The organism is Kocuria salsicia, from assembly GCF_007681555.1.
Lineage (GTDB): Bacteria > Actinomycetota > Actinomycetes > Actinomycetales > Micrococcaceae > Kocuria > Kocuria salsicia.
In genome coordinates this window covers 801,592-816,898 of sequence record NZ_VELE01000001.1, presented here as the reverse complement: position 1 = coordinate 816,898, position 15,307 = coordinate 801,592, and the positions used below count along the sequence as shown (strand labels likewise).

The following is a 15,307-nucleotide window of genomic DNA, read 5'->3' as shown; positions in this document are numbered from 1 at the left end:
CACCACCGGACGACGACGCCGCTCGCGCACCGGCCGCGCGCACCGCACCGCCCGGGGGGCGTCGTCGTCCCCGGGGAAAAGCGCTGTGACGTGGGAGGACGCCGAGTATGTGACGTGTTTGTGACGGAAAGTATGGGTGCGGGTGGGCCGGTCGGTACGTTGGAGCGACTCGCCTCCCTCTCACCCAAGGAGCACCCATGACCACCTCCGCAGACACCGGGACAGCGCCCCCCAAGAGTGCATCCGGGCGCGTGCGCGGACCCCGCAAGGGCACCGATCTGGGCCAGTGGAAGGTCAGCGGCCGCACGCCCCTGAACCACAACGAGGAGTTCAAGGCTGAGGAGAACTCGCTCGACGTCAAGCAGCGGATCCTCGACACGTACTCGAAGACGGGTTACGCCTCGATCCCCACGGACGACGTCCACGGCCGCTTCCGCTGGCTGGGCCTGTACACGCAGCGCAAGCAGGGCGTGGCCGGCGCGAACACCTCCAAGCTGGACGCCGAGTCCCTCTCGGACGAGTACTTCATGCAGCGCATCCGCCTGGACGGCGGGCAGCTGAGCACGGGGCAGGCCCGCGTGGTGGGAGGCATCTCCCGGGACTTCGCCCGCGGCACGGCGGACGTCTCGGACCGGCAGAACATCCAGCTGCACTGGCTGCGCATCGAGGACGTCCCGGAGATGTGGGAGCGCCTGGACTCCGTGGGCCTGACCACCACCGAGGCCTGCGGCGACACGCCCCGCGTGTTCCTGGGCAGCCCGGTGGCCGGCGTGGAGAAGAACGCGATCATCGACCCCAGCGAGAACCTCGCCGCCCTGCGCGAGGAGTTCGTGGGCAACCCCGAGTACGTGAACCTGCCCCGCAAGTTCAAGACCGCGATCACCGGCAGCCCCACGCTGGACGTGGTGCACGAGATCAACGACGTCAGCTTCGTGGGTGTGAACCACCCCGAGCTCGGCCCCGGCTACGACCTGTGGGTGGGTGGCGCACTGTCCGTGTCCCCGCGGCTCGGCGAGCGCCTGGGCGCGTTCGTCTCCCGAGAGAACGTGGTGCCCGTGTGGGCCGGGGTGTGCGGGATCTTCCGCGACTACGGCTACCGCAAGCAGCGCACCAAGGCCCGCCTGAAGTTCCTGCTGGCCGAGTGGGGCCCGGAGAAGTTCCGGCAGGTGCTGCAGGACGAGTACCTGGGCTTCGAGCTGCCGGACGGCCCCGCGCCCGAGCGCGCGGTGGGCCACTCGGACCACGTGGGCGTGCACGAGCAGGTGGACGGCAAGCGGTACGTGGGCTTCGCGCTCACCGCCGGGCGGCTCTCCGGGGACGCCCTGGTGGCGCTCGCCGACGCCGCCGAGGCCGCGGGGTCGCAGCGCATCCGCCTGACTCCGCACCAGAAGGTGCTGGTCCTGGACGTGCCCGAGGAGAACGTGGACGCCCTCGTGGCGGCCATGAAGCCCTGGGGCATGGACGCCAAGCCCAGTCCGTTCCGCCGCTCGACCATCGCGTGCACCGGCATCGAGTTCTGCAAGCTCGCGTTCGTGGAGACCAAGGGCCTCGCCGCCCGGGTGATCGACGACATGGAGCAGCGGCTCGCGGACGTGGAGATCCCCGCGCCCATCTCCCTGCACATCAACGGCTGCCCCAACTCGTGCGCCCGCATCCAGACCGCGGACATCGGGCTCAAGGGCCAGTACATCGGCGAGGAGTACGTCTTCCAGGTGCACCTGGGCGGCGGCCTCGCCTCACCGGACCGCGATGAGGGCGGCCTGGGCCGCACCGTGCGCGGACTGAAGATCACCGCGGACAACCTCTCGGACTACGTGGAGCGCGTGACCCGCACCTTCCTGCGGGAGCACCGCCCCGAGCAGAGCTTCGCCGAGTGGGCCCTGTCCGCTGAGGAGGACTCCCTGAAATGACAACCACAGACACGACGACGTCCCCCGGGCGCACCCGTTCCACCGAGGAGCTGAAGGCGCTCGTAGAGGAGGCGCAGCAACGCTTCGGCGAGCGCGACGCGGACCCGGACGAGGTGCTCGCGTGGGCCGCCGAGACCTTTGGGAAGAAGCTCGCGGTGGCCTGCTCGATGGCCTCGGACACCGTGGTCCCCGCCCTGGTCAGCACCCACCTCAAGGGCGTGGACGTGCTGTTCCTGGAGACCGGCTACCACTTCCCCGAGACCCTGCAGACCCGGGACGACTTCGCGCGGGACTGGCCCGTGAAAGTGCGGACCCTGCTGCCGGAGATCACCGTGGCCGAGCAGGACGCGCAGTACGGCGCCAAGCTGCACGACCGCGATCCGGGGCTGTGCTGCGGGATCCGCAAGGTCGCCCCGCTGGACAAGGCCCTGGGGGGCTACGAGGCGTGGGTGACCGGGCTGCGCCGCGAGGAGACGCCGCACCGTGCCAACGCCGCGCCCGTGGAGTGGGACGAGCACCACCAGATGGTCAAGATCAACGCCATCGTGGACTGGAGCTTCGACCACGTGGTCCAGTACGCCGAGGAGAACCTGGTGGTGGTCAACCCGCTGCTGAGCCAGGGCTACCCGTCCATCGGGTGCGCCCCGTGCACGCGCAAGGTCGCCCCCGGGGAAGACCCCCGCGCCGGACGCTGGTCCGGTGTGGGCAAGACAGAATGCGGGATCCACCTGTGAGCACCACGAGCCCCCTGACCCGGAGCACACCCTCCGCCGTGACACTGAGCCAGCTGCAGCGCCTGGAGGCCGAGTCCATCCACATCTTCCGCGAGACTGCGTCCGAGGGCGAGCGCCCCGTGCTGCTGTTCTCCGGTGGCAAGGACTCGGTGGTCATGCTGCACCTGGCCGCCAAGGCCTTCTGGCCGGCGCCCATCCCGTTCCCCGTGCTGCACGTGGACACCGGGCACAACTTCCCGGAGGTCCTGGACTTCCGGGACCGGACGGTGGAGCGGCTGCACATCCGCCTGAAGGTCGCGAGCGTTCAGGACTACATCGACGACGGCCGGCTGGCCGAGCGCCCGGACCGTACCCGCAACCAGCTGCAGACCGTGCCCCTGCTGGACGCGATCACCGAGGGACGCCACGACGTCGTCTACGGCGGCGCCCGGCGCGACGAGGAGAAGGCCCGCGCCAAGGAGCGGATCATCAGTCTGCGGGACGAGTTCGGCCAGTGGGACCCGCGCAACCAGCGCCCGGAGCTGTGGAGCCTGTACAACACGCGGCACCGCCCGGGGGAGCACGTGCGGGTGTTCCCGCTGTCGAACTGGACCGAGCTGGACATCTGGTCCTACATCACGGAGAAGGGCATCGACCTGCCCTCCCTCTACTACGCGCACGAGCGGGACGTGCTCAGCCGTGACGGCATGTGGCTGGCCGTGGGGGAGCACGTGGGCCCGCGCGAGGGCGAGAGCGTGGAGACCCGTACTGTGCGCTACCGCACCGTGGGGGACATGAGCTGCACGGGCGCCGTCGAGTCCCCGGCTGCCACCGCGCAGGACGTGCTGGCCGAGGTCATGACCAGCACGCTCACCGAAAGAGGCGCCACCCGTGCGGACGACCGCGTGTCCGAGGCCGCCATGGAGGACCGCAAGCGAGAGGGCTACTTCTAGAGATGAGCACCGAGAACACGGCAAGCCTGCTGCGGATCGCCACGGCCGGGAGCGTGGACGACGGCAAGTCCACCCTGGTGGGGCGGCTGCTGCACGACACCAAGAACATCCTGGTGGACCAGCTCGAGGCCATCGAGCGCGTGAGCCAGTCCCGGGGCCTGGACTCCGCGGACCTCGCGCTGCTGACGGACGGGCTGCGGGCCGAGCGCGAGCAGGGCATCACGATCGACGTGGCCTACCGCTACTTCGCCACCCCCGCCCGCAGCTTCATCCTGGCCGACTGCCCCGGCCACGTGCAGTACACCCGCAACACGGTCACCGGTGCCTCCACCGCGGACGCGCTGATCGTGCTCGTGGACGTGGTGCACGGGATCGTGGAGCAGACCCGGCGTCACCTCGCGGTCGCCGCGCTGCTGGGCGTGCCGCACCTGATCGTGGCGGTCAACAAGATCGACCTGGTCGACGACGCCCACGGTGCCTTCGAGGCGCTGGACCGGGACCTGCACGCGCTCGCGGACGAGCTCGGTGTGCTTGACCTGCAGACCATTCCCGTCTCCGCACTTCGCGGGGACAACGTGGTGGAGCCCTCGGAGAGCACCCCCTGGTACACGGGCCCGTCCCTGCTGGGCTGGCTCGAGAACCTCCCGGACTCCTCCGAGCTCACCCAGGCGGAGCACTTCGCGCTGCCCGTGCAGACGGTCATCCGCCCGCAGTCCGCAGCGGTCTCGCCCGAGTTCACCGACTACCGCGGCTACGCCGGGCAGGTCGCCTCCGGGTCCGTTGCAGTCGGTGACGAGGTCACGGTGCAGCCCGCCGGGCGCAGGACCACGGTCACCCGGCTCGACGTCGCCGGGGAACCGGCCGAGCGCGCCGTCGCCGGGGAGTCCGTCACCCTGAGCCTCGCAGACCAGATCGACATCACCCGCGGTGACCTGATCGCGGAACCCGCCGGCGCGCCGTCGGGCTCCAAGACCGTGGAGGCCGTGGTGTGCTGGCTCGATGACGAGAAGCCCCTCCGGGAGGGCCAGCGCGTGCTGCTCAAGCACACCACGCGCGTGGTCCGCGGGATCGTGGGCTCGCTGGACGGCCGGCTGAACCTGGAGAGTCTCGCCGCGGAGTCCGTGGACGAGTTCGAGCTCAACGACATCGGCCGCGTGAGCATCCGTGTGGCGGAGCCGCTGTTCACCGCCGCCTACACGCAGTCGCACGCCCTGGGGTCGTTCCTGCTGATCGACCCGCAGTCGGGGCGCACCCAGGCCGCGGGCATGGTCCAGGACGACAGTGTGGCCACCCCGGGGGTGCTCGGCAACCTGCGTGCAGACGCCGGGGAGTGGGCCATCTAAGGGGAAACCCCGCGGGGCAGGCCGCAGCCGCACGGGCCACCGCCTGCCCGTGCGCGTGGGTGTCGGCGGAACTCGGTACCCTCTCAGGGTGATCACCCCCAGTCTCGTCACGGCCACCACCGTCCTGCGCGCCCTCGTGCTGCGCGGGATGGCGCACCTGGTGGTCGCACCGGGTTCGCGCTCGGCGCCGCTCGCGTACGCCGCGGCGGCCGCCCACGCGAGCGGGGCGCTCAGCGTCCACGTGCGGATCGACGAACGGGACGCCGGGTTCACCGCCCTCGGGATCGCGCGCTCCACGGGGTTGCCGTGCGCCGTCGTCACCACGAGCGGAACCGCCGTGGGGGAGCTGCTGCCCGCCGTCATGGAGGCCTCCCACGCCGGGGTGCCCGTGGTTGTGCTCAGCGCGGACCGGCCCCCGGAGCTGCGCGGTACCGGCGCCAACCAGACCACCCGGCAGCCGGGGATCTTCGAGAACTTCGCGCGCGCGGCGGTGGACCTGCTGCCCGTGCGGGATCCCGGCCTGGGCGAGGCCGAGCAGCGTGCTGACGCGGAGTCCTTTCTCACCCCTGTGCTCGACGCCCTGCACGGCAGCGACGCGACGCCGCCCGGCCCGGTCCACGTCAACGTCGCGCTGCGCGACCCCCTGCATCCGGTCTCCGACGACGACCACCGCCACCTGCACACCTGGGCCCGCGCGCTTGCCGAGGAGGTGGAGCGCGCGCGCGCAGAAGAACCGCCCGCGCGGATCGCCCACTCGTGGTCCGTGCTCGACGAGCCCTTCCTCACCCCGGACGCCGCCCCGGCCCCGGACCGGACGCCGACACCACACCTCGCGTGCCAGGATGCGGCCGGTACCCCGCACGGCACACCGCTGTCCCGGTACACGATGACCCCGGGTGGCCCCTCGGCTCCCGACGACGCGACGCGGTCCGAGGGCACTCTCCCGGTCCCCGCGAGCACAGTGCGTGCCCGCCCGGGATCGTCCCACCCCGTGGTCCTCGCGGGCGACGGCGCCGGGGCCGCCACCGCGCGCTTCGCCCAGGCCCACGGACTTCCCCTGCTCGCGGAACCGTCCTCCAACGCCCGCACCGGTGACGCGGCGATCGCCTCCTACGAGAGCCTGCTAGCCTCCTCGCTGGGCGCCCGGGTGGACTCCGTGGTCCTGGTGGGCAGACCCACGCTCAGCCGCACGGTCTCGGCCCTGCTGCGCCGCCCGGACGTCAGCGTGGTCGCGGTGCGCCCGGAGCCGGTGCCCTGGTTCGACCGTGGCCGCCGCCCCGAGCAGGAGGTGGCCGGCTTCGCGGAGGCCGCGGGCGTCGTCGGGCCCGCTGAGGACGGCTGGCTGGAGACCTGGCAGGCAGCTGGTGCGGTGGCCGACGCGGCGGTGCTGCGCCACGCGGACTCGCGCCCCGGGCTCACCCGGCTGCACGTGGCCCGCGCGGTGTGGGACGCGAGCTGCGAGGACGGCTCGGTGCTCGTGGTGGGCTCCTCGACCGTCGTGCGGGACCTCGACCTCGTGGCCCGCGCGCAGGCTCCGCTGCCCGTGGTGGCGAACCGCGGCGTCGCCGGGATCGACGGCACGCTGGCCACCGCTCACGGCGTGGCTCTCGGAACGGGGCGCCCCGTGCGCGCGGTGATGGGGGACCTCACGTTCCTGCACGACTCCGGCGGGCTGCTGCTGGGAACCGGGGAGCGCGTGCCGGACCTGCACGTGGTGGTGGTCAACGACGCCGGGGGCGGCATCTTCCAGACCCTCGAGCACGGGGCCGTGGGGCAGGATCAGCGCTACGCGGCCACCGTGGAGCGGTTCTTCGGCACGGCGCACAGCGTCTCGATCGCGGAGCTGTGCGCGGCGCACGGCGTGGAGTACGTGCGGGCGGACAGCGCAATCGAGCTGACCGCGGCCCTGGCCGCCCCCGTGGTGGGACGCCGCGTGGTGGAGGTCCCGCTCGAGCGCGAGACGCTGCGCGAGTTCAACCTGGCCGCCCACGAGGTGGGTGCCCGCGCGGTGGAGGAGTTCCTGGCCGGGCGGTGACACGCCGGCCCCTGCGGAGCGTACCGCGGCTCGCTAGCATGACGGCATGACTGATCAGAGCGCACAGACAGCAACCGCCCGCACGGCTCTCGTCACGGGGGCCACCCGGGGGATCGGGCGTGCCGTGGCGCAGGACCTCGCGCGGGACCACGTGGTGTTCGTGGGCGGGCGCTCGGCGCAGGGCATCCAGCGCGTGCGGGACGAGCTCGCCGGAGTGGGACCCGGGACGCGAGCCTTCGTCGCGGACGTGACCGACGACGAGCAGGTCGAGGCCGCCTGGGCGCCCCTGCGCGAGGAGTTCCCCGGTCTGGACGTGCTCGTCCACTCGGCGGGCATCGCCCCGCAGTCCCTCGTGGCGGACGCCCCGCGCGAGATGTGGGAGCAGATCTTCGACGTGAACGTGATCTCCGTGGCGCAGCTGACCCGCCTGGTGCTCCCGCAGCTGCGCGAGGCCCGGGGGGACGTGGTGGCCATCAACTCCGGCTCGGGGTTCGTGTCCCGCGCGTCGTCCGCGCTGTACTCCGGCACGAAGTTCGCGCTGCGGGCCTTCACGGACGCCCTGCGTGAGGAGGAGCGGGTCCAAGGGGTGCGCGTCACCTCGGTCCACCCGGGGCGCGTGGCCACGGACATGCAGGCCGAGCTGCACGAGTACATGGGCGAGGAGTACCACCCGGAGGACTGGATCCGTCCGGAGCAGATCGCCGCCGCGGTGCGCCTGGCCGTGGACGCCACCCGGGACGCGGAGGTGGAGGTCATCACGGTGCGCCCCTCGGGGATGAAGACCCGCTGACGCCGAGCCCCTGGCGGGCCGCCCAGCCGGGTCGCCAACCGCTGAGGCACGAAATGACCGCTGGACCTCAGGTCAGGCGGTCATTTCGTGCCTGAGATGTCATGCGGGGGTGGTTGGCGCTTCCGAAGTGTCCGGTGCCTCCGGGGCGGCCCCCGTGGTGGGGTTCAGCACGCGTGAGAGGAACGTGCGCGTGCGCTGGTGCTGCGGCGAGCCGATGACCTCGCGGGCGGGGCCCTGCTCCACCACCACGCCGCCGTCCATGAAGACCACGCGGTCGGCGACGTCGCGAGCGAAGGACATCTCGTGGGTCACCACGAGCATCGTCATACCGTCCGCCGCGAGCCCGCGCATGATGGACAGCACATCGCCCACGGTCTCCGGGTCCAGCGCGGAAGTGGGCTCGTCGAAGAGCATCAGGTCCGGGTCCACGGACAGCGCCCGGGCGATCGCCACGCGCTGCTGCTGGCCGCCCGAGAGCTGCGCAGGGCGCTGGTCGGCCTTCTCGCTCAGGCCCACGCGCCGCAGGTTGGCAAGCGCCACCCGCCTGGCCTCGGCGGCCGGGCGCTTGAGCACCTTGACCTGGGCCATCGTGCAGTTCTCGAGCACGCTCAGGTGCGGGAACAGGTTGAACTGCTGGAAGACCATGCCCACGCGGCGGCGCATGGCATCCACGTCCAGGTCCGGGTCCGTGACGGTGAATCCGTCCACGCTGATGCTCCCGGCCTGCGGGGTCTCCAGCAGGTTCAGGCAGCGCAGCAGGGTGGACTTGCCGGAGCCGGAGGGGCCGATGAGGCACACGACCTCCCCGGCGACCACGTCCAGGTCGATGCCCCGCAGCACCTCGAGCTCGCCGTAGGACTTGTGGAGGCCGCGCACGCGCACGGCGGTCTCCGGGCCGGTGCCCGACGTGGACGCGGCCTCGGACGTGGCCACGGGCCCGGGCGGGACCGTCGGCTCGGGGCCGCCACCCGGCGTCGTCCCGTTCTCGGAGACGGAACGGGCGGGACCGGAGTCCCGGGGCTCGCCGGGGCCGGGGACGGGTGCGGGGGATGCTGCGGACGTGGACACGGGCGCTCCTAGGACTTCTTGACCCGGACGGTCTTGTTCTCGAAGTGGCGGGACAGCAGCCCCAGCGGCACGGTGATGATCAGGTAGCACACACCCGCGACCATGAGCGGGGTGAGCCCGGCTCCCGCGCTGGAGATGCCCTCGCGCCCGAACTTGGTGAGCTCGTACTGCTCCACTCCCATGCCCAGCAGGTAGACCAGGGAAGAGTCCTTGGTGAGCAGGATGACCTCGTTGGTCAGGGGCGGCAGCACGATCCGCAGCGCCTGCGGGATCACGATGGTGACCATGGCCCGGGTGTGGGACATGCCCAGCGAGCGGGCGGCCTCGTACTGCCCCGGGGGCACCGCCTGCAACCCTGCGCGCAGGGACTCGGCGATGTACGCCGCCGCGACCACACCGAGCGCGATCATCACCGTCACGTAGTGGTTGAAGCGGAACCCGAAGGCCAGCGGGATGCCGTAGCCCAGCGCCAGGAACACGAGCAGGGCGGGCACACCGCGGAAGAACTCGATGTACAGGGTGGCGATCCACCGGTAGGGCGCCACGGAGGAGAGCTTCATGAGCGCGAGGACCACGCCCAGGGACAGGCCCAGCACGAAGCCGAGCACCGTGTAGATCAACGTGTTCTTCAGTGCCACCGTGATGATGCCGGGGAACTGGTCCATCGCCACGGCAGGGTTCAGGACCCGCTGTAAGAGGACATCCCAGTCCGCCAGCACGACGAGTGCGATCAGCACGACGACGAGGACGGCGTACTGGATGCCCCGCGACAGCCTCGCGCGCTGCCGGGTGGTCATGGACATGGGTTTCTCCCTGTCTGTGGGCGGGCGATGGGGGAGGGGGGCCTACAGACCCATCCACTCCTTCTTCATCTTGTCCATGGTGCCGTCGCTCGTGATGCGGTCCAGCGTCTTGTTGACGGAGTCGAGCAGCTCGGTGTTGCCCTTCTTCACGGCCACGCCCAGGTTCTCGTTGGTGTCCACGGTCTGGACCACCTCCAGGTCCGGGTTGGACTCGGCGCGCTTGGACAGCGTGGAGATGTTGCCGGACACCGCCTGCACGCCGCCGGACTCCAGCGACTGGAACATCAGCTCCACGTCCTCGAACTGCTGCGTCTTCAGCTTCTTCTCCGTGGCGTAGTCCTCGCCGGAGGTGGCCTGCTGCACGCCCACCGTCTTGTCCCCCACGGAGTCGAACCCCTTGATCCCTGAGTCCTTGGTGGTCAGCAGGGCGATCTGGTCGTTGAAGTACGGCTTGGAGAAGTCCACGGACTTCTTGCGCGCGTCGGTGATGGTGATCCCGGAGATGGCGGCATCGCACTGGCCGGTGTCCAGCGCCGCGCCGGACTCGAGGGTCTCGAAGTTGGCCTGCACGAACTTCTTCTCCCTGCCGAGGTCCTTGGCGATCTCGTCCCCCAGGGACATGTCGAAGCCCACCACCTTGCCGTCCTGCTCGAACTCGAACGGCGGGTACGGGGAGTTGGCGCACACGGTGAACGTGCCGGAGTCGCCGCTCGCCTGGGCGTCGCCTCCCGAGGTGGATTCGCACCCGGTCAGCACCAGACCAGCGGCGGAGAGGACGGCGAGCGCGGGAACGAGTCGGCGCAGGGGTGACATGGGTTCTCCTCGGTCAAGGGGACGGCCCCTTCTGGAACCTGTGGTGATTTTACGCTGTGGAACGCCCCACCCCGCGGTGTCGTCGCGTTGATGACGTCCCTCTCCCACGGGACGAGCTGGGGCGGGGGCCTCGCGGGGCCGGTGCCCGGGGGCGACGGCGTCGGGCGCGGCATCGGCGTCGGCGGTGGCACAATGGCGCACGTGCGTCCGGCGGCAGTGCCGCGCACGAGGGGCGCCGGGAGGGTGCCCGCACCCGAGACGGCGGAGGACTGCGGCGCAGTGAAGGTTCTGATCAGCGGGGGTGGCCCCGCGGGCGCCACCGCGGCGTACTGGCTCGCGAGCCAGGGGATCCGGGTGACGGTGCTCGAGAAGACCGCCTACCCGCGGGAGAAGGTGTGCGGGGACGGGCTCACGCCGCGCGCGGTGAAGCAGATGCGGCTCATGGGGCTGCCCCACGGCGCCGAACAGGGCTACCGCTCCAACCGGGGGCTGCGGCTGGTCGCCGGCGGGCGCACCGTGGAGTTCCCGTGGCCGGAGCTCACGGACTTCCCGTCCTACGGGCTGGTGCGCACCCGCGCGGGCTTCGACGAGGATCTCGCACGCCACGCGGTCGCCGCCGGGGCGCAGATCATCGAGCACCGCTCGGTGCAAGACGTGCTGCGGGACGACACGGGGCGGATCGTGGGTCTGCGCGCCGCCGTGATGGACCCCGCGACCGGACGGCGTACGGCGCAGACCGAGGACCACCGCGCGGACCTCGTGCTCGCCGCGGACGGCAACTCCACCCGCACGGCCGTGGCCGCCGGGCTGCACCGCCGCCAGGACCGCCCCATGGGAGTGGCCGTGCGCACCTACTACCGCTCGCCGCGCTCCGAGCTGGACTGGATGGAGGGCTGGCTCGAGCTCGCGGACGGCAACGATCCACAGGGTGCCCTGCTGCCCGGCTACGGCTGGGTCTTCGGCGTGGGGGACGGCACCGCGAACGTGGGCCTCGGGATCCTGGACACCTCACCCGCCTTCGGGAAACTGGACTACCGGGCCGTGCTGCGGGACTGGGCGGCGTCGATGCCCGCCGAGTGGACCTTCGACCCCGAGCACCAGGTGGGCAGGATCGGTTCCGCGGCACTGCCCATGGCGGCCAACCGCACGCCGCACTACCTGCCGGGCCTCATGCTGCTGGGCGACGCCGCAGGGCTCGTCTCTCCGTTCAACGGCGAGGGGATCTCCAACGCGATGGAGTCCGCGCTGTTCGCAGCCTCGTGCATCGTGGACGCCGCCGGGGCCAACGGGGCCCAGCAGCGCGAGAACGCGCTGGCCCGCTACCCCGAGCTCGTGCGGGCCGAGTGGGGGGCGCACTTCACGCAGGGCAGGGCGCTCGCGCAGCTCATTGGCCACCCCACGATCCTCTCGGCGGCGGTCCGCTCCGGCATGCACGTGCCGGCCCTGATGCGCTTCGCCGTGCAGGTGATGACCGAGCTGTCCGACCGCCCGGCCCGTAGTGTGACGGACCGCGCCATGGCGGTACTGGATGCACTCACCCCCGCGGGCTGAATTGTCGATAGAGTGGTGGACCGTGACTGATCCCAGCAGCGTCGACGGCTCCCTGCGCTTGCCCGCAGGGTTCGAGCTCATCGCCCAGGACCCCCGCCTGGGTCCTCTCATGCTGCGTTCCCTGGAGCGCGTCGAGCAGCGCCTGGACGAGGCTGTGCAGGCCACCGACCGGCTCGCGGACGTCACCGCACGCCACCTGCTGGCCGCCGGCGGCAAACGGGTCCGCCCACTGCTCACCCTGCTCGCCGCCGAGGTGGCCGGTGAGATCACGGACGAGGTCATCGAGGCCGCCGTCGTCGTGGAGCTCACCCACCTCGCCTCCCTGTACCACGACGACGTCATGGACTCCGCCCCACTGCGCCGCGGCGTCGAGACCGCGCACACCGTGTGGGGCAACACCGTGGCCATCCTCACCGGCGACATGATCTTCGCCCGCGCTTCCGCCATGGTCTCCGCCCTGGGCCAGGAGCCCCTGATGATCCAGGCCACCACGTTCGAGCGTCTGGTGATTGGCCAGCTGCAGGAGACCACCGGCCCGGCCGAGGACGAGGACCCCGTGGCCCACTACCTCCAGGTGCTCGCCGGCAAGACCGGCTCACTGATTGCCGCGAGCGGGCAGTACGGTGCCCTGCTGGGCGGCGCGCCGCGCGACGTCGTCGACCTCATGGTGGTCTACGGCGAGAAGGTCGGACTCGCGTTCCAGCTCGCGGACGACATCATCGACCTCACCGGGCCCCCGGACGTCTCTGGCAAGACCCTCGGCACGGACCTGCGCGAGGGCGTGGACACGCTGCCCGTTCTCCTGCTGCGGCGCCACGCCGCCGGAGCAGACCCGGAGGCCGCTGCCTCCGCCCAGGAAGTGCTCCGTCTGATCGACGGGGACCTCACGGACGACGACGCCCTGGCCACCGCCGTGGCGGCCGTCTCCTCCCACCCCGCGGCCGCCGAAGCCTGGCAGATCGCCAATCGGTGGGCCGATGAGGCCATTGCCGCGCTGGAGCCCCTCCAGGACTCCGTGGCCAAGGCCGCGCTGACCGAGTTCGCCCACGCGGTGGTCCACCGCCGGGGCTGAGCACTCAGTAAGCTTTACCCATTCATCCACAACTCGCGCGCCGGGCGTCCCAGGACCCCGGCGCCTATGGGATCTCGTCCCGTGTGAGGTTCAGCCATGTCCACTGACAAGAAGCGTGGTGGCGCCGCGAAGGAAGCATTCTCCGGGCGCACCATGTTCATCTTCGCCGCGATCGGCTCCGCCGTCGGTCTCGGCAACATCTGGCGCTTCCCGTACGTCGCGTTCGACAACGGCGGCGGCGCCTTCATCATCCCCTACCTGGTCGCGCTGCTGACCGCGGGCATCCCGCTGCTCATGCTCGACTACGCGATCGGCCACCGCTACCGCGGCTCCGCCCCGCTCTCCTTCCGCCGCCTGCACCCCAAGCTCGAGACCATCGGGTGGTGGCAGCTGATGATCTGCGTGGTCATCGCCATCTACTACGCGCTCATCATCGGGTGGGCCATGCAGTACACGGTGTTCTCGTTCAGCAAGGCGTGGGGCAGCGATCCCGCCGCGTTCTTCATGAACGACTACATGAAGGTCTCGGAGCAGGTCACGATCGGCTTCGACTTCATCTGGCCGGTGTTCATCGCCACGGCCATCGCGTGGCTCGTGCTGCTCGTGGTGCTGATGCTGGGCGTGCAGAACGGCATCGGCAAGCTCAACGTGGTGCTGATCCCGCTGCTCGTGGTCATGTTCCTTATCATGGTGGGCATGGCCCTGACCCTGCCGGGTGCCTCCGCCGGTCTGGACGCCCTGTTCACGCCGTCCTGGTCCGCCCTGGGCGACTCCTCCGTGTGGGTGGCCGCGTACGGGCAGATCTTCTTCTCCCTGTCCGTGGGCTTCGGCATCATGGTCACCTACGCGTCCTACCTCAAGCCCCGCTCGGACCTCAGCGGGTCCGCCCTGGTGGTGGGCTTCGCCAACTCGTCCTTCGAGATCCTCGCGGGCATCGGCGTGTTCGCGGCCCTCGGCTTCATGGCCACCGCCTCCGGCACGCAGGTCTCGGAGGTCGCCACCTCCGGCATCGGCCTCGCGTTCATCGCGTTCCCCGCGATCATCTCGCAGGCACCGTTCGGCACGCTGATCGGTGTGCTGTTCTTCGGCGCGCTGGCGTTCGCGGGCTTCACGTCCCTGATCTCCATCGTGGAGGTCATCGTGGCCGGTGTGCGGGACAAGCTGGGCCTGTCCCGTCCCGCGGCCGTGTCCCTGGTGGTGCTGCCGCTCGCCGTGATCTCCCTGCTGTTCTTCCCCACCACCACGGGCCTGAACCTGCTGGACGTGGTGGACGCGTTCGTCAACAACTTCGGCATCGCCGCGGCCGCGCTGATCTCGGTGCTGCTGCTGACCTCCGGCTTCACCGCGCTGCCCACGCTGCGCGACCACATCAACTCGGTGTCCTCGTTCAAGCTCGGGCGCACCTGGATGATCATGGCCGGCGGTGTCACCCCGGTGATCCTCGGCTACATCCTGATCGACCAGCTGACCAAGACCGTGGCCGAGGGCTACAACGACATGCCCCAGTGGTTCGTGAACACCTTCGGGTGGGGCATGGCCGTGGGCATCGTCGTGATCGCGTACCTGCTCTCGCGCCTGCCCTGGAGCCGCCGTACGGGCGAGGGGTTCACGAGCCCCGCGCCCGCCATCCAGGACGCCTACCTGGACCGCAAGGCCATCGCCCGCCACGACCCCATGACCCACTACACGGGCACCGAGGGGCGCTCGGCCGCGCTGGACCAGGACTTCTCCCTGCGCGCCATCGACCGCGGCACTGTGGTGCAGCGCCCCGCGCCCTGGGACCACGAGCGCACCGCAAACGGCACGGGTGCCGGGCGCGTCCACTCCACCATCACCGCGGGCGCCCAGTCCCGCCACTCGGAAGGGGACCTCTCATGAGCGGTACCGCCATCGTCATGATGATCGTCGCCATAATCCTGGTGTGGGGCGGCCTGCTCCTCGCCCTGGTCAACATCAAGCGCTCCCCGGAGGAGGTGGACGAGCTCGACGACCCCGCGGACGACACCTCGCAGGCCGCCGGCCCCTCTGTCACCGAGGGCGCCGTCGGGTCGGGTGTCGGTCACCACGACGCCACGATGCCGCCGCACGGCCAGGTCTCGGAGCCGCACACCGACCCCGCGGGGCCGGGTCCCCGGGGCTGACGACCCGGCAATCGCTCCAGCGCTCACTTTGACGCTGAGCACCACCAACGAGCGCAGGGCCCGCCCGGACCACCACGGTCCGAGCGGGCTCTGTCAACATCTGAGGTACAGAGAG

The 15,307-nt window shown here is 71.0% G+C and carries 13 protein-coding genes; 10 read left to right on the top strand and 3 right to left on the bottom strand.

Annotation, left to right across the window (positions count from 1 at the left end):
• Positions 1–197 precede the first annotated feature (197 nt).
• The 6 genes from FS770_RS03710 to FS770_RS03685 all read left to right on the top strand — a co-directional run bounded on the left by FS770_RS03710 (position 198) and on the right by FS770_RS03685 (position 7,744).
• Positions 198–1,910, top strand: coding sequence for a nitrite/sulfite reductase (locus FS770_RS03710; protein WP_145009945.1), 1,713 nt, complete (start codon positions 198–200; stop codon positions 1,908–1,910).
• Positions 1,907–2,644: a phosphoadenylyl-sulfate reductase gene (locus tag FS770_RS03705; RefSeq protein ID WP_145009942.1), complete on the top strand. Its 738-nt coding sequence runs from the start codon at positions 1,907–1,909 to the stop codon at positions 2,642–2,644. The genes FS770_RS03710 and FS770_RS03705 overlap by 4 nt, the downstream gene beginning before the upstream one ends.
• Positions 2,626–3,576, top strand: coding sequence for a sulfate adenylyltransferase subunit CysD (gene cysD / locus FS770_RS03700; RefSeq protein ID WP_145009939.1), 951 nt, complete (start codon positions 2,626–2,628; stop codon positions 3,574–3,576). Before FS770_RS03705 ends, cysD begins: the two co-directional genes overlap by 19 nt.
• A 2-nt stretch (positions 3,577–3,578) precedes the next feature.
• A complete protein-coding gene (locus FS770_RS03695) occupies positions 3,579–4,919 on the top strand; it encodes a sulfate adenylyltransferase subunit 1 (RefSeq protein WP_145009936.1) in 1,341 nt (446 codons plus the stop codon).
• 88 nt (positions 4,920–5,007) lie between these two features.
• Positions 5,008–6,954, top strand: a complete 1,947-nt coding sequence (gene menD / locus FS770_RS03690) for a 2-succinyl-5-enolpyruvyl-6-hydroxy-3-cyclohexene-1-carboxylate synthase (protein ID WP_145009934.1) — start codon at positions 5,008–5,010, stop codon at positions 6,952–6,954.
• A gap of 46 nt (positions 6,955–7,000) precedes the next feature.
• Positions 7,001–7,744, top strand: a complete 744-nt coding sequence (locus FS770_RS03685; RefSeq protein WP_144941681.1) for an SDR family oxidoreductase — start codon at positions 7,001–7,003, stop codon at positions 7,742–7,744.
• Between the two features lie 99 nt (positions 7,745–7,843).
• Here FS770_RS03685 and FS770_RS03680 read toward each other — a convergent pair whose 3' ends face one another.
• The 3 genes from FS770_RS03680 to FS770_RS03670 form a co-directional block, all read right to left on the bottom strand.
• Complete coding sequence (locus FS770_RS03680) at positions 7,844–8,677, bottom strand: amino acid ABC transporter ATP-binding protein (RefSeq protein WP_144942181.1); 834 nt, start codon at positions 8,675–8,677, stop codon at positions 7,844–7,846.
• Between the two features lie 143 nt (positions 8,678–8,820).
• On the bottom strand, positions 8,821–9,615 hold the full coding sequence (locus FS770_RS03675; protein ID WP_144941683.1) for an amino acid ABC transporter permease: 795 nt from the start codon (positions 9,613–9,615) through the stop codon (positions 8,821–8,823).
• Positions 9,616–9,657: 42 nt separating this feature from the next.
• Positions 9,658–10,428, bottom strand: a complete 771-nt coding sequence (locus tag FS770_RS03670; protein ID WP_144941685.1) for an ABC transporter substrate-binding protein — start codon at positions 10,426–10,428, stop codon at positions 9,658–9,660.
• A 279-nt stretch (positions 10,429–10,707) separates the two neighbouring features.
• On the opposite strand from FS770_RS03670, the gene FS770_RS03665 reads away from it, so the two are divergent.
• The 4 genes from FS770_RS03665 (at position 10,708) to FS770_RS03650 (ending at position 15,192) form a co-directional block, all read left to right on the top strand.
• Positions 10,708–11,979: a geranylgeranyl reductase family protein gene (locus tag FS770_RS03665; RefSeq protein ID WP_145009931.1), complete on the top strand. Its 1,272-nt coding sequence runs from the start codon at positions 10,708–10,710 to the stop codon at positions 11,977–11,979.
• Positions 11,957–13,051 (top strand): polyprenyl synthetase family protein, encoded by a 1,095-nt coding sequence (locus FS770_RS03660; protein WP_145009929.1) that lies wholly within the window; start codon positions 11,957–11,959, stop codon positions 13,049–13,051. The genes FS770_RS03665 and FS770_RS03660 overlap by 23 nt, the downstream gene beginning before the upstream one ends.
• 96 nt (positions 13,052–13,147) lie before the next feature.
• Positions 13,148–14,929, top strand: a complete 1,782-nt coding sequence (locus FS770_RS03655) for a sodium-dependent transporter (RefSeq protein ID WP_144941689.1) — start codon at positions 13,148–13,150, stop codon at positions 14,927–14,929.
• Positions 14,926–15,192 carry a methionine/alanine import family NSS transporter small subunit gene (locus FS770_RS03650; RefSeq protein ID WP_144941691.1) on the top strand — a complete coding sequence of 89 codons (267 nt, stop codon included), beginning with the start codon at positions 14,926–14,928 and terminating at the stop codon, positions 15,190–15,192. Before FS770_RS03655 ends, FS770_RS03650 begins: the two co-directional genes overlap by 4 nt.
• The last annotated feature ends 115 nt before the right edge of the window (positions 15,193–15,307 follow it).